General features: G+C 50.0%; 20 protein-coding genes and 2 tRNA genes. 7 read left to right on the top strand and 15 right to left on the bottom strand.

Annotated features, from left to right (window positions below; translation table 11 throughout):
• Positions 1-65 precede the first annotated feature (65 nt).
• The 4 genes from SLIP_RS09810 to SLIP_RS09795 all read right to left on the bottom strand — a co-directional run bounded on the left by SLIP_RS09810 (position 66) and on the right by SLIP_RS09795 (position 2,450).
• Complete coding sequence (locus SLIP_RS09810) at positions 66-476, bottom strand: HEPN domain-containing protein (protein ID WP_013176132.1); 411 nt, start codon at positions 474-476, stop codon at positions 66-68.
• Positions 457-816, bottom strand: coding sequence for a nucleotidyltransferase domain-containing protein (locus SLIP_RS09805; protein ID WP_013176131.1), 360 nt, complete (start codon positions 814-816; stop codon positions 457-459). Before SLIP_RS09805 ends, SLIP_RS09810 begins: the two co-directional genes overlap by 20 nt.
• 44 nt (positions 817-860) lie before the next feature.
• Positions 861-1,283, bottom strand: coding sequence for a hypothetical protein (locus tag SLIP_RS09800; protein ID WP_148216571.1), 423 nt, complete (start codon positions 1,281-1,283; stop codon positions 861-863).
• Between the two features lie 246 nt (positions 1,284-1,529).
• The gene (locus SLIP_RS09795; protein WP_013176129.1) at positions 1,530-2,450 is read right to left on the bottom strand and encodes a ParA family protein; all 921 of its coding nucleotides are present in this window, start codon (positions 2,448-2,450) and stop codon (positions 1,530-1,532) included.
• Positions 2,451-2,716: 266 nt separating this feature from the next.
• Between SLIP_RS09795 and SLIP_RS09790 the strand changes: the two genes are divergently transcribed.
• A tRNA-Gln gene (locus SLIP_RS09790) sits at positions 2,717-2,791 on the top strand.
• Positions 2,792-2,804: 13 nt separating this feature from the next.
• A tRNA-Lys gene (locus SLIP_RS09785) sits at positions 2,805-2,880 on the top strand.
• Positions 2,881-3,040: 160 nt separating this feature from the next.
• On the opposite strand, the gene SLIP_RS09780 is transcribed toward SLIP_RS09785, so the two are convergent.
• The 6 genes from SLIP_RS09780 to SLIP_RS09755 form a co-directional block, all read right to left on the bottom strand.
• The gene (locus SLIP_RS09780; RefSeq protein WP_013176128.1) at positions 3,041-4,090 is read right to left on the bottom strand and encodes a tyrosine-type recombinase/integrase; all 1,050 of its coding nucleotides are present in this window, start codon (positions 4,088-4,090) and stop codon (positions 3,041-3,043) included.
• 33 nt (positions 4,091-4,123) lie between these two features.
• Complete coding sequence (locus tag SLIP_RS12200; RefSeq protein WP_148216570.1) at positions 4,124-4,786, bottom strand: hypothetical protein; 663 nt, start codon at positions 4,784-4,786, stop codon at positions 4,124-4,126.
• Positions 4,719-5,219: an ImmA/IrrE family metallo-endopeptidase gene (locus tag SLIP_RS09770; RefSeq protein ID WP_013176126.1), complete on the bottom strand. Its 501-nt coding sequence runs from the start codon at positions 5,217-5,219 to the stop codon at positions 4,719-4,721. Before SLIP_RS09770 ends, SLIP_RS12200 begins: the two co-directional genes overlap by 68 nt.
• 135 nt (positions 5,220-5,354) lie before the next feature.
• Positions 5,355-5,738, bottom strand: coding sequence for a hypothetical protein (locus tag SLIP_RS09765; protein ID WP_013176125.1), 384 nt, complete (start codon positions 5,736-5,738; stop codon positions 5,355-5,357).
• A gap of 7 nt (positions 5,739-5,745) precedes the next feature.
• Positions 5,746-6,282, bottom strand: a complete 537-nt coding sequence (locus tag SLIP_RS09760; protein ID WP_013176124.1) for a hypothetical protein — start codon at positions 6,280-6,282, stop codon at positions 5,746-5,748.
• The gene (locus tag SLIP_RS09755) at positions 6,279-7,040 is read right to left on the bottom strand and encodes a TIGR04255 family protein (protein ID WP_013176123.1); all 762 of its coding nucleotides are present in this window, start codon (positions 7,038-7,040) and stop codon (positions 6,279-6,281) included. Before SLIP_RS09755 ends, SLIP_RS09760 begins: the two co-directional genes overlap by 4 nt.
• Positions 7,041-7,384: 344 nt before the next feature.
• Here SLIP_RS09755 and SLIP_RS09750 point away from each other — a divergent pair, with 344 nt between their 5' ends.
• A complete protein-coding gene (locus tag SLIP_RS09750; RefSeq protein ID WP_049765048.1) occupies positions 7,385-7,750 on the top strand; it encodes a hypothetical protein in 366 nt (121 codons plus the stop codon).
• A 21-nt stretch (positions 7,751-7,771) separates the two neighbouring features.
• On the opposite strand, the gene SLIP_RS09745 is transcribed toward SLIP_RS09750, so the two are convergent.
• The 4 genes from SLIP_RS09745 to SLIP_RS09730 all read right to left on the bottom strand — a co-directional run bounded on the left by SLIP_RS09745 (position 7,772) and on the right by SLIP_RS09730 (position 10,677).
• Positions 7,772-8,185 (bottom strand): type II toxin-antitoxin system HicB family antitoxin, encoded by a 414-nt coding sequence (locus SLIP_RS09745; RefSeq protein ID WP_013176121.1) that lies wholly within the window; start codon positions 8,183-8,185, stop codon positions 7,772-7,774.
• 314 nt (positions 8,186-8,499) lie between these two features.
• Positions 8,500-9,543: a zf-HC2 domain-containing protein gene (locus SLIP_RS09740; protein ID WP_013176120.1), complete on the bottom strand. Its 1,044-nt coding sequence runs from the start codon at positions 9,541-9,543 to the stop codon at positions 8,500-8,502.
• 168 nt (positions 9,544-9,711) lie between these two features.
• Positions 9,712-10,038 carry a GxxExxY protein gene (locus SLIP_RS09735; protein WP_013176119.1) on the bottom strand — a complete coding sequence of 109 codons (327 nt, stop codon included), beginning with the start codon at positions 10,036-10,038 and terminating at the stop codon, positions 9,712-9,714.
• Between the two features lie 57 nt (positions 10,039-10,095).
• The gene (locus SLIP_RS09730) at positions 10,096-10,677 is read right to left on the bottom strand and encodes a sigma-70 family RNA polymerase sigma factor (RefSeq protein ID WP_013176118.1); all 582 of its coding nucleotides are present in this window, start codon (positions 10,675-10,677) and stop codon (positions 10,096-10,098) included.
• Between the two features lie 577 nt (positions 10,678-11,254).
• On the opposite strand from SLIP_RS09730, the gene SLIP_RS09725 reads away from it, so the two are divergent.
• The 3 genes from SLIP_RS09725 to SLIP_RS09715 all read left to right on the top strand — a co-directional run bounded on the left by SLIP_RS09725 (position 11,255) and on the right by SLIP_RS09715 (position 14,337).
• Positions 11,255-13,501, top strand: a complete 2,247-nt coding sequence (locus SLIP_RS09725; RefSeq protein ID WP_013176117.1) for a copper amine oxidase N-terminal domain-containing protein — start codon at positions 11,255-11,257, stop codon at positions 13,499-13,501.
• Positions 13,502-13,664: 163 nt separating this feature from the next.
• Positions 13,665-13,949, top strand: coding sequence for a hypothetical protein (locus SLIP_RS09720; protein ID WP_013176116.1), 285 nt, complete (start codon positions 13,665-13,667; stop codon positions 13,947-13,949).
• A complete protein-coding gene (locus SLIP_RS09715; protein ID WP_013176115.1) occupies positions 13,939-14,337 on the top strand; it encodes a type II toxin-antitoxin system VapC family toxin in 399 nt (132 codons plus the stop codon). Before SLIP_RS09720 ends, SLIP_RS09715 begins: the two co-directional genes overlap by 11 nt.
• Here SLIP_RS09715 and SLIP_RS09710 read toward each other — a convergent pair.
• Positions 14,331-14,525 (bottom strand): type II toxin-antitoxin system HicB family antitoxin, encoded by a 195-nt coding sequence (locus SLIP_RS09710; RefSeq protein WP_242649100.1) that lies wholly within the window; start codon positions 14,523-14,525, stop codon positions 14,331-14,333. The genes SLIP_RS09715 and SLIP_RS09710 overlap by 7 nt on opposite strands.
• 147 nt (positions 14,526-14,672) lie before the next feature.
• Here SLIP_RS09710 and SLIP_RS09705 point away from each other — a divergent pair, with 147 nt between their 5' ends.
• Positions 14,673-15,350, top strand: a complete 678-nt coding sequence (locus tag SLIP_RS09705; protein WP_013176114.1) for a DUF4433 domain-containing protein — start codon at positions 14,673-14,675, stop codon at positions 15,348-15,350.
• The last annotated feature ends 10 nt before the right edge of the window (positions 15,351-15,360 follow it).

Genomic DNA, 15,360 nt, shown 5'->3' with positions numbered 1-15,360 from the left:
TGCTTAAATCTGGAACACATTTTATTTTCGAAGCAGGCCCCCCGTGGCACGCACAAGGGCCACGACTAGGGAACGATCAACAATCCGGCTACGAAGGCGACGGCATCTTGTGCCAGCTCCACAGCATCCTGTGCCAGTCTCGCGTTGAAGACGCGTGCTGGAATGCTGTCCGGCAGACCGTTAGGATAACGGGTGGCAATGTAATAGCCGTCAAGACAAGACCACACGGAACGCTTCTTTTCAAACCGGGGTTCGTATTTACTAGCGCGAGCAAGCAGGGAATCGACCGAGTGTCCCACTACTAATTCTTCTCCTTGCGCATAAAGGAACGCTTTTAAGGCCTTTTCGACCACTTGCTGCGAGAGAAAACAGGCAAGATGATACCCGCCCTCGCGCGCAAGCAACTGTACCCACTTAAGATCTTCGTTGGCCTGTTCCAACCATCTTAATCCTTCCTCAAGCGGGGTTCGCCTCATACAACACCACTCCCTCAGCGAGAGCTTTTTTTAAAAAGGGGCTGTCTTTTAATGATTCAAACTCCTGCTCGGTATAGACTATGATATCGGCATCAACCCGGGGCATGAGCTTTTGGTAGACCCAGCCGCACCGTTCGACGAACGGCAAATTGCTGTGCATGACAACGAGGAGATCGATATCGGTGAAAAGGTCCAGGCGACCGCGAGCCATGGAACCGAAGAGCAGTATCTTACTGGCACCGAGCCTGCGAAGTTCGAGCGTCAAGCGCTCGACTTCCAGGCGGAGCAGGTTGGCATGGTTCTCTCTCTCTTTTCCCGTAGTCGCTACGTCCAGGTGCAATCACTCCTTCAGCGCAAGTCATGGCGATCCATGTTAACCAGCGTCTAAGAATTGTGGCCTTCGTGGGCGGTGACGCGCGATATAGCCTCGCTCTGCAGCCTTCGCCCCACGGTGTGGCGCACGATAGCCTGGATGAGCTCGTCTTTGCGCTGCCTGCTTTTAACCGGCGCTTTTAAGGCCCGGCCCAGGGCCAAAAGATTGGCATTGGTTTTGGTCGACGGGTGAGCGGCCAGAAAAGCACGGGCCTCGGCCTCATCCCGGACGGTGGCTAAGAAAGCTTCGATGTCGGCAAAGCCCGGTTTCCCCTCGGCAGCGGCCGGTTTTTCCGCTTTTTCCTTTGGCTTTTCCTTCTCCTCGAGGACCCAGCGCAGTTTTCCCTGGACTAAGGCCCGGAATTCTTCGTCGGTCATCTGCGACAGGATGTCGCTCAAGAAGCTGAGAGCTTTAATAAGTTCCTCTTTCTTCATCTCATCACCTGCCCCGAAGATAGCCACAGATGGACACAGATGGTCACTGATGAACACAGATGGTCTTATAACCAAGAATTTTCCATCATATATTACAACGGCCCGGTTTTCATTCGCCACTGGTGACACTTTCAAGTGTCGTGGGGATGTGTAATATCTGCGACAATCTATAATAATCTGTGACCATCTACGGTAATCCGATGATAATCTGTGTTAATCTGTGCTTATCTGTGTTAATCTGTGGCTCTAAATCCCGCACTTTTCCATAAACTCAGCTACTAACGCTTCCAATTCCTCTTTAATCTCGCGCTGGGTGGGGTTGGCGGTTTTGCCCAGAATTACGGGGATGCCGTACTCAGGGGCATCGGCGTACATCGTCTTATTCTCTCGGACGTAGCTTTTGAAAGCCGGTAGACCGAGCTCTTTTTCTACCCGGTTCATGTAAGTGCGCTGCGCGGAGTACGGTTCTTTGGAGCGGAAGCTGACCATAGTGTACACGACTCCAGCCAAAATGGGATTAATCGGCTGGTAAGCACCATCGCTTTTTTCTGCGTACAGGTTGTAACGGTTTACCAGGAACTGTACGTGGCCAAGTAGAGTCTCCATCCCCAAGGTTGAGAGGTAGTCAGGCTTGGTCGGGATGATGTAGTAATCGCACGCTGCAACCGCGGTCTGGGTGATGATGTTAAAGGCCGGGGGACAGTCGATGATGGCCACGTCGAAGCGCCAGGGCGGGATCTGCTCCAGTGCCCGTCTGAGCCGGGAAAGCACCCGCAGGAAATTGGCCTGGCTCTGGCGTTCCGATGCCCCGGCCAGGGCTCCTCCCAATTCTATGTCGATCTCGAACAAGGTGAGATGAGAGGGAACCAGCTTCAAAAACCCGGTGTTGCTGATAATTTCGCGTTCCGGCTCCGCCCATATCTCGTCCAGGGGCAGCTCTCTGCCTGATTTAATAAACTCGTCGTACCAGCGCTTAATCGTCCTTTTTTCCCGGAGGTTTCTGTCCCAGAAAGGGACGCTGAAGAAAGAAAAAGTGAGGTTGGCCTGGGGGTCGAGGTCGATCAGGAGGACCTTCTTGCCGGCGGCAACGCACCCGGCACCCAGGTTAGCGGCCAAGGTAGTTTTCCCTACCCCGCCCTTAAAGTTAACTAAAGCCACGGTTTTCATTCCTCTTTTCCCCCTCATCTTCCCCAGCCCTTTTGATTTCTAGCCACAGATGAACACTGATTTTTCCAGTGTAACACAGATGCTGTCTGTGGGTGACGTTCAATCAACCGCAGAAGGTTAAAAAACTGCTTCAAAAACCAGTGTCTGGCACTGCCCCGGTCTTTTTACTTTATAACACATAATCGATGCTTTTTAAAACAGGTTTCGGGCGGTATCTCCTTGACATCTGCCCCGAATTCTTATATATTTACTATCGTCAGAAACACTGGGGTGTAGCCAAGTGGTAAGGCACCAGACTTTGACTCTGGCATTCGTTGGTTCGAATCCAGCCACCCCAGCCACTCAAATTCAAGCGGGCCATTAGCTCAGTAGGCAGAGCACCTGACTTTTAATCAGGGTGTCCGGCGTTCGAGTCGCCGATGGCCCACCAGGAAAAATCAAGGCCCCTCCGAGGTTGGAGGGGTTTTTTAATGTTTCAAATTTACCAGTTTTTATCGCAAAATATCGCACTTTATCGGTAGTCAGGTAGTCAAAAAGTAGTCAGAACAACCGTTCGAAAGAGCACCTGATTAGGAGCACCTGATTTGATTTTATGACTTGCTCAGGTGGTAAATATTCTGAATCTGACGTGCGGCCTGGGCAATATGCTCATCTTGGATATGGGTATAAATGTTTTTGGTTGTGGAGATGTCGGCATGACCAAGGAGATACTGGCAGGTTTTTGGGGGTATGCCTAGTTTATCAAGTGCGGTGGCATAAGTGTGCCGCAGCATGTGCCAGGTAAAGTAGAAACTGACCTTCTTTTGGACTGGCTCAAGTAGTCTCCTGACTGCCGTTTTGGTCATCTGTGTGCCCTGGTCGGAGGGAATAACAAACATGGACTTCTTAGGTTGAGACTGGAGCATGTCCCAAAGATGCGGGGGAATAGGAATAATCCTTTCCTCCGCTTTGCTTTTTGGAGATTTCTCTTTAGGTTGATTGTTGACGAACTCTACCGCCTTTTTCACGTGGATGGTCCGCGTATTCTCATCTAGGTCGGACCACTTCAAGGCAACCATTTCACCACGGCGCAAGCCACAGTACAAGGCTAAGTGGGTGGCGAGTTCCGCCCGGGTGCCCTTACAGGCTTGCAGGAGCTCTGCTACCTGTGCAGGCGTCAAAGCTTGCCGTTCGTTCGCCGGCACCTCATAGTATTCCGTGTACTGGGCCGGGTTACCACTTATCAGCCCGTTGCGGACCGCGTACTTGAACATCCCGTTTAGGGCCACCAGGACCTGCCGCTGAAGGCTCTTTGATTTGCCTTGTTCGCCCATTTGATTGATGAGGTTCTGGACATGGATGGGCCTCACATCTTTGAGCTTCATATTCCCCAGAGCGGGGAATATGTATTTGTTCATCGCCAGCAGGTATCCTTCCTGAGAACTGTTCCCTGTTTTGCCCTCTTTGACAGTTCTCCACCACTTTTCAGCCCACTCCTGGACCGTGATTTTGTTATCTGGGATGACCCCCAAAGCATACTGCATTTTTAAGGTTTCCTTTGCTTCGTTGACCTCTCGGATGGTGCGGCCATATACAAACTTGACTTTGCCGCCGGGCAAAGTAACTTTGGCCTGGTAGCGGCCGTCAGGACGTTTTTTCACGCGGTTTTCGCCTCCTCTCTAGAGAGTCTGCCTTTATTGGCTGTTAGCCTGTAGGTTTTGAAGACGTATTAGAAGAGGGTTAGCATTAATAGATGACGTGTCCAGTTGTTGCGCTGCATAGCGTTGTAATATGGCAATCTCTTTATCCAGTTGTTTTTGCTTGCGGTAGATTATGGCCAACTGTTCATAATACCATGGTGCAACAACCCAATTTTTAGCCTTACTTTCGGCTTCCACTGCATCCACAAGCGCAAGTAATAACTGCTCAGCTTTTTCATATTCACGGGTACGCTTGAGTTCTTTTACTGTGTCGACGTACTTTGTATAGTATTTCCCCAAATAGTATCCAGGTGGCTCAGGAACCTTTCGTGGGGGGAAATCCAGATTGGTGTATATCTTCGTGCTTGGGTTATCCTGTACTCCTTCACCCTCATAAGGGGGCCAGGACACCTCGTATTGGGCTAAAATCTTTCTGTCTACGTCAAGAACTGGGCCAAGGTAGCCGTTGACCCGGGGCTTGCCAGCCAACTGTTGAAGAGCTTTTTGCCGATATGATTCGCCTCGCACCAAATCAAGAGGCGGTCCCCAATCGCGCCATTCCTGTTTTTCCGCCCAGTCAATTGAGGTATTAGCATCGACAACTTCTATTCGTTTTAGGGCAATTACCTTTTGCATCAACCTGGTAAGCCAAGTCATTCTCATATGGCCCCCGATACCTCATCATCTCCACCGGCACACCCACCCTGGCCGCAAATTGTTCCAGGGTTTCGTCTTCTTCAGGTGTTTCGTCCCAACTCAATAGTTCTGCCGCAAACCGATGTGCTTCGTATTCGGTCTTCGATTCCATCAAAGTATGTTCTGCAAGCCAGAAGTATCCATAGCCTTTCGGTGACAGGACCAGATGTCCTAATTCATGCGCCAGTACAACCCGTTTCAGCCAGCCGGGAAGATTAGCATTGAGAATGACAGTTACCTGCCCGGCGATGTTAAGCACCATGCCCCGGATTCGACCCCGGAATGGGTGTTCGTCCACCTGGATACCCAGCTGTCGGGCCAGGCGATACGGGTCATTGGTTTCCTGTTCGCCGACTAGATACTGAACGGCCTGACTTATGTAATTTCGTTTCATAATGAACACCTGCTTGCCCTCGAAGAAAGTGTCGAAAAATGTCGCCTGCCTTAATTATGATAAAACCTGCCACATTCCGGTTTGAGCAGCAGGTTACTTTTGTTGGCTTCGAATATGTCTCTGGGTTGTCAACTCTTAGGAAGAAAATCTGTTCAATATTTTTTGCGCAATAGTCAAGGCTGTCTCGACATCTTCCAAACAGATCTTAGCATTGGCCTCATAATCACATTTATTACGCCAATCACGAAGTCGTCTTATGTCATTTGCCATAATCCTAAACTGGGGCTTGTTAATACGTTTATAAAAGTCAATTAAGTCTCTGTGAGGACTATTCCGTTTCTTGGCATAAGGAGTAAAGCCGAGATATTGCTTTGCATAATCTTGGGCGAGCCCAAAAATGGCATAATAGGCCCTGCTTATAGCTGTTCGAGTTATTGCTTCCCTGGATACTGAAACATCCCTATCATCAAAGTTTGCCAAGTATTGAGCTAAAACGAGGTACTCTCCCCAGTCAAACATCTCAAATTTATCGCCTCTCGAATTGTGGTAATATGAAAAACTGCCCTTCTTCACCGGGCGGAGGCAAGTATTTGCTTTCTATTGCGTCAATTATTTCAACTAGAGGTTCTCCATACATGTCAGTAAGCAAATTTATGACAATGTACTTGAAGTCAGGATCCTCGTAATCACGTTCAACAGCAACGGTTACGCGGTTTTCTGGGCGAGGAAATCTTCGGCACGTTTCTCGTACCGCACCCGCTAGGTACTCGATTATGCCTGGATGGCTTAAGAGATATTCGCGGAAATCCTCAGCATTTGCTATTTTAACACCTAACCGAACCATTTCCTCTATCATTTTGTTAACCCTCGCTTCTGTGCTAGCGGCCACTTCAGGTCCCCAATTGGGCAGGACTTGACTGATAAGTCCGACTACATTGGAAATCAGTTCGGCTTTCGTCGTCGGTTTTCTTGGGACAGCACCATCCAAAGGTGAACCAGAAAGATACCTGAATCGCTCTATGGAGGATGAAGAATAATAATCAACAGTCGCTGAAATATTCATGGCTTTTCCTCCTCAAAAATAGCACGAAGAGAATCTGTAATACAACCTTCGAAGGTTTCAACCACACGGCAATGGGCAGTGTCGATCCACCCCAAGATATCTTCTTTGGAGAATAAAACGGGATTCAGTGATTGGCATGACAGTACCAGCCGAAGAACGACATGCTTCAGGGTTTGGTCTTCTGCTTGACCTGGAGGCGGTGGTGCCAATTCGACCCTTAGTTGACAATTGTCTGATGCGTCGAAGAGGCAACCCAAGAAAAATGAAAGAAGTTTTTGAGGTAAGTCTGGCCCCACGTACGGTCTAAAAGCAAAATACTCATCTAATTCAACATTCTCCTGTGGTATCTTGATGTGGTTAATATACTGAAGAATGATGTTCTGAACTCGGGGCGTTTCTGAAATTATTTCGGTCAATTCAGAAATGGTGTTTGCAATTTTAGGTTTGAACTGTTGCCACGAATGGTAAGGCGCTAGCCGGCTTACGGCTAAAACTCCCGGAGCTATGAAAACGGTATCTCTGTTGTCGTCACTCATAAAAAGGGAGCCATCGATAATGTAAATATCCTGTTTAATCTCATTGCCTTCTTGATTAATGCGCGCTTCTTGAATTGATCTTCGGCTCTTCTTTGGATAGCTTTTTGATAATCTTTCATAAAGCATCCCTGGTATAGTATGGTCCCAAGAAAAAGTATCATCAAACTTGATCTGACACACTGCCTCAATAATCGGAGGCTTCTTGTACCTTCGTTCTTTCACCCAATACCACTCCCTGGAGGCTTCAATTATCTATACCACAACCGATACCTAATGCCTGTTCTTCAGGTATTAGAGTCCCTACCCTTCTCCCTTTCCCGCTTCCGCTTCTCCCTCTCCCACTTCAGCCTGAGATAGTCCTATTGCTATTGTATCCAAAACTAATGCCGGGCGATAGATAACTAACGTAAATCGAGAGAAATTTTTGTACGACCACTGACAATAACCAACTCCGTTAGTTATGATGAAAGTAACCAAAGGCGTTAGCGACGGGAGGTGAAAGTTTCATCATCAAACCGCGTACTAGAAAGAAATACCAACGGAGTACAGGAGGCAGATACCGGAACATGAAAAGGAGTATTCTCCTTTTGATATCCCTCTTCTCAGTCTTTCTACTATTCTCGGGTGGCTGCACGACGGTCAGCTCCTCTGAAGATGTAGAAGAGTCCCCCGGGCAGGCGCTTACTCAAACAGAACAAAAGAGAATAGACCTATACCTCGCCGCCATGAAAGCGGTATTCGCAGAAGAAAACGGCGGTAGCCAGTTCATTGCGGTAAAGTTGGAGACCCTGGAAGGATTGAGTTCGGAGGGCAAACTGGCGGTGATGGCAGGACTGAAGGATTTGTCCCCTCACGTCTACGACTTTGAAAAGATACATATGGGCCAGAAGAGTAGTCCTTCAGGTTTACTTTTTCGACGCATCAACGAGTAGCCTATTTCCCATGCCGGTTATTCACGGCTGTTTTTCGTTAAGACCCAAATACTCTTTCAAGGCATTTTGCAGTAAGTGCGAAAAATTCACGTTATGTTCCCGAGCCAGGTCGTCAAGCCACTTGGGTATGGTCAATGTTTTCTTGACAGATCGGTGCTTCATTTCGTCACGGAAAGGCGGCATCCAAGCTTCAACAAGAACCACCACCTGGTTGGGCTCCGCTTTTATCGTGTTTGCGGGGCTGGGATCGGGTATGGCGCAACCGTCTTCCTCCAACCCATAAAGGTGAAGGGCTAACGCTTCTTTTGCCATATACAGGGCTTCTTCGTCAGTATCGCCGCACGTGTAACATCCGGGCAAGTCGGGAAATTCTACTGATATGCCGTCATTTGCATAGTCAAAGATGGCAGGATATACATATTTGTCCTTACCCATGGTTGAGTCCCCCTTTTCTAATTATTGCGTGTTATGACTCGTCTAAGCCCGCTACCATCATCCAACCGGCTTGCTGTATCAAGCGGATCAGTTCCCTTGACGAGTATGTCTTCACACGCTTCACCTCGTAAGCTAATTGTAACACGTACAAAAATACGTGACAATCGAAACTCCGGGGAATGGTACTCTCATCAAAAGAGTGCTCTATGGTGCCGCGCAAAAAATATTTGCGCGACCCAATCAAGAGGGCGAGAGGCTTGTATTAGTTAGGAAGATATTATAGGGAGATCATAAAAAAACGCCCTTCGCGGGCGTTATTGCAGCCACAGAACTATGACGCGATGGCTGGAGGCGTTATCCCAGGAAACCAATTGCTCCTCCAGGTCCTCAATCTTCGCTTCAAGCTCCCTCTTCTGCGAGGCATCTTCGGTCGCGGCGAGCTGGGCTACCAAGCCCCGGTACTGCTCCAAGGTCCGGGCGAACTCCTGGGTCACGTCCCGGGTCTCTTCCTGGTAGTCGACCACCTTACCCAGTCCCATAACCGCGTCTTCCAAAGCTTCCGCCTGAGCCGGATCCACCAGCATCCGGTACACGATCCATTTCTCGCTCCCGGCCGACTGCTGGGCCACCAGCTCCGGTTTGATTCCGAAGCGGGAAGCTATATTCTCGGCCTGCGACTGGGCCGTACCGAGATCCGCAACCGACAAGCGGACCAGGGTGCTGGTTATCTTGCGTTCCTTATTGAGAAACACCCGTGCCTGGGTGGTTGTTCCCGATGGCTTGACCGGAGCACTTGTTTGCCCAGGATTTACGACGGCTGTCTGTCCTTCTTGGGACGCTGCTCCGTTCTCCGGGCCAAGTGCGCTGCTCCCCGGCTTGACAGAAGGCTCTGACGCATTGCCCGACTGCTGAACCGATCCCGATCCATCTGAACCGCTCGAATCCGCCGTCTTAACTTCTGCCGGGGGTTTCTCCGTCTCATGGGCAACTTCACCGGGACGATGCGGGACATCAGGCTTTACCGCCCACCAGCCGAAAACGAGCACCGCCGCTGCCGCCGCCACTGCCAGGAACTCGCGCCAGCGCCTGAAGCCGGCGAATCTGACCTTCGCCTTCCGAGGCTCCCCAGCCGCCGCTTCATCCCTGAGCCGGGCCATTACACCCTCGGCAAAACCGGACGGAGCAACGACATCGGGCCGGGCCTGCCTCAAGGCCTGAGACATGTCCTCCCACAAGGCCAGTTCCCGACTGCATTCCCCACACCCTTCCAGGTGCAGGCGCAGGGCCACGGCAGAAGCCTCATCCAGCTCCCCGTCCAACCAGGGCGAAAACAATTGTCTCGCATCGACACAGTTCATAAAAATCCCTTCTTTAGCCACAGATGCACACTGATTTGTAGCCACAGATTAACACAGACTTATAACCACGGATGAACACAGATCTCTTCCCATTAACAGTGATATCCTTAAGAGTAACAGCAGCGATACTATAAAACCCGGCGCTTGATAGTCACTTTAGGAGCGAAGTTAATTAAGGAGTCCTATTCGCAAGCCAGTGGCCTTCAAGTAGTTTAGTAACTGGGCTTCAAAAACCGGGTCTATATTGTCTGCTGCTTTGATTTCTATGACAACCGAACTGTCTACCAAAAGGTCTGGTACATAATACCCGACTACCACGCCTTCGTACTGCACTTGAATCTGTTTCTGCTGCTCTACTACCAGGCCATTACGTTCCAGTTCTATCTTAAGCGCGTTTTCATAGACCTTTTCCAAAAACCCTGAACCCAACGTATTATGTACTTTATAAGCACACCCTATTATTTTTCGCGTAATGTCTTCACATAAGTATTCCATAAGACATCTGTGTAAATCTGTGCTAATCAGTGTTCATCTGTGGCCATTAATCTGCGTCTAATCCTTTATCTGTGGCCCTAGAAAGTCCCGCAAAGCCTTTCTTGCCCGGTTGAGCCGGGACCTCACGGTACCCACCGAGCAGTTCATCACCTCGGCTATCTCCTCGTAGCTTAAGCCCTCGAACTCCCGCAGCGTCAACGCCGCCCGGAACTCCGCCGGAAGCCGGGCCAGCCCTGCCAGGACCAGTTCCCGGAGTTCCCCCCTCTCCACTTCCTCGAGGGGGTCCTCCGCGGCCGCTGCTACCTGGCGAGCCACCTCACCGTCGCCGGTATCCACCGGTTCATCCAGGGAGATTACATTATCCTTCTCCCGACGCCGGGAGTTCAGATACTGGTTGACCGCTATCCTATACAGCCAGGTGCCGAGGTCCGCGTCGCTCCTGAAAGACCCTATCCCCCGGTAGGCCCGGACGAAAACCTCCTGGGCCAGGTCCTGGGCATCGTCGTAGTTCCCGGTGAGCCGGTAGCACTGGCTGAACACCTTATCCTGGTAAGAAATGACCAGCTTCTCGAACGCTCGCAGGTCTCCAGCTTGCGCCTTTTTCACCAGGTCCTTAGCTTCGTTATTGTATTTACCCAACGTCAGACACTCCTGACACGCCGGGAAAGACCCGGCTATGTATTTAGACACAGATATTTCACAAAAAGTTCCCTCAACTTGAGCCACTGATAAACACAGATTATCACAGATGACCACAGATGACCACAGATGACCACAGATGACCACAGATGACCACAGATGAATGGAATGACCCTGTTTGATAAAAGCAGAGATAACGAGACCCTTCCTGCCACGGAGCAGCCTTGGAGTCGATGGGAAGCGCCAACCGCCAACACCAAGGCCCCTAATACAATGATAAAGAAAATCTGTGTTCATCAGTGCAAAATCTGTGTGCATCTGTGGCTAATTATACCCCAAAAATTTCCCTCCGGCCCCGGGAACTTTTTCACCCCCTTCCGTGTCTAACTAATACAGACAGCCACACTCTGCGCATCACAGCCCAGTCACACCAGCACACGCGAACGGCTGCACGCTAGAAAGGGAGGGATGGACAAGAAAAAGCGGCTCGTATCGGGTTAACGCTCGATGATCACCTCTCTAATGGAGGCTTCCGCCTCAAGACCACCTAGCAACATAAAAGAAGGAGGGAAAATAATTGCGTAAAGCAAGAAACAGCAAACTAGCTCTATTACTCGTACTCACCATGCTGGCAACTTTGTTCGTTGGAATTGGGACAGCAAGTGCCGGTACTACTTACAGCATAGCTACTGCTATTCCAGAGTTCGATCCAGCAAATGCCAATGCGAGTAATCTGACTGTAGCCACAGTACACTACAAGTTTGACCCTGCCGTGAGCGGAACCTCTACCGCTCTAATCGAAGTGGTGGACTCCAATGGCCAGCTCCTTGATATCAAGTCCGCAGTTTATAGCGACATAGAAGGGAGCGCCACTGGTAGTTGTACTGCAGTAGGGGGAAGCTTAAACACCTACAAGTTATCATTGAATGTAACACCATTAAACGGCAAATATCAGGGTACTTTACAATTGACCGTAGACGCTAAAGATTGTGCTGCTGGAGATGTTAAGGTACGCTTCAGCTCTACAACTGGGCAGTTTGTTGCCGGCGAGTTAGTGGTTGCTCAGGCGACCGGGGGAAATGTCACGGTTTCGATGGTCAGCGTTCCCGCTCTTGGTGATAACGGGGGCACCGTTACGTTCAGGGTTAAGGAAAATGCTGCTGGCGCATTGAAAGATAAAGCTAATACCATTAAATTCAAATTCCCGAACGGATTCACCGTTGGTTCCCCGACATTTACGGTGATTTCCGGTAAATACGGCGTGAGTCCGGGAACTGCCCTTGTTGCTGGTGATTTTTCCTCCACCGGTACCGACGGCAGGGATGTTAAAGTTACTCTAGCATCAGGCAAAGCAAGTACCGTAGAAAAGATCATAGTTGATGTGGCTGTACCTGTTACCATAGATGAGTCTACCGCCACTCCCGGAGATGTCATGGTTACTATCAGCGGTGAAAGTACGGTAACGAATACGGAAATCAAAGCTGCCACTTACGGGAACTACAGTGTTGAGGTTTCTGCCAAGTCGGAAAAGACGATTCAAGCTGGTCAGTATGACCAGGAACTGGGCAAGATACTCATTAAAGAATCTTTGCCCAATAGTTTGTCACAGAACAAGACCATAACCTTTACTTTGCCCGACGGGTGCAAATGGAATACCCTGCCTTCGTTTTCTGCCAGTGACTCGAAGAACTATGGCAATTTTGCCGTAGGCACATTCAGTCTGGTAGGAAATGACAAACGTATGTGTAAGGTATCAGTTAACGTTGCGTCCAGTGGGACCAAGAGTCCTGAAATCGTATTTAAGGGCGGAAGCATCACCGCTGCAGCAGACTTTTCAGGCGACGTCATAGTTAAAATCGGAGGTTCGGCTGGAGCCACTGGTGAAGCTAAGATAGGTGTAGCCGTCGCTCCCGTCACCGCATCGGTTGACAAAGTTCCTAACGTCGTTATTGGTCAGTCTGCACAGGTAGCTGTTGCTCTAACTCTTACCGAAGCCAAAGCTGAAGCTATTAAGAAATCAGTTGATACATGCACTGCGTACACGGCGAGTCCTTACTCAATCACCATTGGTAATGACGCTACCAGGAGCGGGGAAATCGTCATCAAAGCTCCTCCTGGCGTACGCTTTGCCGATGCTCCCAAGGTTAAGGTTATCGAAGGCGACATTGACCTAGGTACCGTAAGCTATGACAATGATGCCAGAACAGTCACAATTAAAGTTGATAGTGTTAGTGGTAAGGCCAGCAAAGTTGAGATTAGTGACATGAAACTCATTGTTGACCGCACCGTACCCGAAGGGGACATTGTGATGGAAATTGGTGGCACAGCGCTGGTTGAGAACGATCAGGCCGCGCCTGCGGGCGTCGAGTGGTTCTCGAACAAGCATTGGGTAACTAAGGTAGCTGTAGCTAAGGTGGTTACCCCGGCTCCTGGTGTGACCAAGGGCAATGCGGTGTTCACTCTGGGTCAGGCCAGCTACACCCTGAATGGCTCGACCGTCACCATGCCGGTTGCTCCGTATGCTAAGAACGGGCGGACCTACCTGCCGCTCAGGTTCTGCGGCAACGCTATCGGCATCGATGACGCCAACATCTGGTGGGACAGCGCTACCAAGACTGCGACCCTGAAGAAGGATAACACCATCGTTCAGGTCAAGCTCGGCAGCCAGGCCCTGTATGTGAACGGCGTACAGGTATCCACCATGGACGTTGCTCCTGAGGCCAAGGACGGCTACACCATGCTGCCCATCCGGCCTGTACTCGAAGCCTTCGGCGCCAAAGTAACCTATGACGCCGCAACTCAGGCCATCAGCATCGAGTATTAGGAGTGACTCCACAGGCCTAACAGGCAAAAAGAAAGGCTCGGATCTCACGATCCGGGCCTTCTTTTATCCTTAGACGCAGATTTACGCAGATTTTTAAAACTAATAGTAAACAACCCCATACATGTTATACTTATTGTATAACAAGTACCCAGGAGGTTTTAGAATGCGTGAAAAAACGCGCCTAAAGGCTATTAGGTTCCCCGAATCCCTTGTCCGTGACTTAGGCAAGTATGTTCGACAGGGTAAACAGAGCGAGTTCATCATCAGGGCTACCGAAGAAGCACTCTTACGCCTGAAGCAGGCAGAGGCTCTTAAAGAAGCTCATGGTTTGTTCAAACCCGATGAATACCCCGAATTTAGGGACCGGGAGAGCACTGAAAAATGGGTGAGAAACCTGCGGCAAGAAGCCGACAAGAGGGTGTCCGGGTGGTCAGAGCGTGAAAAGTAAACGAGGAGTAGAGGCATTCCTCCTTGACACGACTGCGCTGATTGATTTTTTGCGGGGCGACAGACAAACCCATGCTCTCTTGCAAGTCCTCTCAGAAAAGGCTCACTTAGCCGCCTGCCCAATAACCGTAGCCGAGGTTTTTGCGGGTGCCAAAGAAAAAGAACTGCCGGGAGTAGAACGCTTCTTGTCCAGCCTCAAATTCTATTCCATAGATTATGAAGCGTCGCGCTTAGCCGGGCGCTGGCGCTACACTTACGCAAGGGCAGGTGTTACTCTGAGCTTGCCGGATACCCTCATCGCAGCGGTAGCCGTACTCAACAACCTGGCCCTGGTAACGGCCAATCGCAGGCATTATCCAATGGAGGAGTTGATTATCATTACTCACTGAAAAGGGCGGTCGGTTGGTATCGGCTTACCTTCTTGGGCCATGACTTCCAAGTAAAGCTCTATTGCCTCTTTAATTCGTTCTAAAGCTTCCTCTTTAGTGCTCCCCAGGTGACACATCCGGGAAGCGCAGGAACTTCTGCCGTCCACCTGCCGACGTCTTCCGGGGTCAGCTGAATGTTGAAATGACAAATCGTCCTGCTAACCTCCTGGGTGGACGCAAGTGGGGGCGGGAGCTATAATATAACCAGGGAGGGATGATAACTGGAGCCGAGTATAAGCCGCCAGGCGAATGACGTAGTCTTAAAAGCCACGGGCGAAGCCTTCAGGGATGAGGCTTTGAAAGCGATAGGACTGGACGTCCCGCCGATACGAGATATGCTTCCCACCGTAATCCCGGTAGCCGAGGTCAAAGAAGATATGAAACCGGAAGAGCTTACCGAACTACATTATATAACCCATATTGAAAATATGAAATCAATCATGCGGTTTGGCTTATTGTCAAATAGGAGAGCATCAAGGACTCGGCATAATTCAGTTGCGATGCAGGTGATACAGGAACGGCGTGCGGGGAAGAGGGTTCCAGGTGGGCTTTTGCTCCACGACTACGTCAACCTTTATCTATGCGCACGCAATCCCATGATGTACAAGCTGCGAGGCCGGCACAAAGAGCTATGCGTACTGCGGATCGACGTCGGGGTTTTAAATATACCAGGGACTATCGTTACTGACCGCAATGCTTCGAGTGATTGGGCATGTTTTTACCCGTCGCCTGTAGGCCTTAAGCATGTCGACCTCGAGCTCGTTTGTGCCCAGTCATGGGTTCACAACGATGAGATAGAAACGTTCAAACACAAATCGATTAAGTGTGCAGAGGTACTTGTACCGCACCATGTTCCAACTTCCTTCTTCAAAGGCGTTTACGTATCGTGTGCTGAAAGCATGAGTAGGCTCCACTGTTTAGCTGGGGATGGCAAACTGGAGATTGAAGTGTACCCCCATATGTTTTTCCTGTAGGAGGATTCTA

This window comes from Syntrophothermus lipocalidus DSM 12680 (assembly GCF_000092405.1).
In the GTDB taxonomy this organism is placed as follows: Bacteria; Bacillota; Syntrophomonadia; order Syntrophomonadales; family Syntrophothermaceae; genus Syntrophothermus; species Syntrophothermus lipocalidus.
This window is presented reverse-complemented; position numbering and strand designations above follow the sequence as displayed.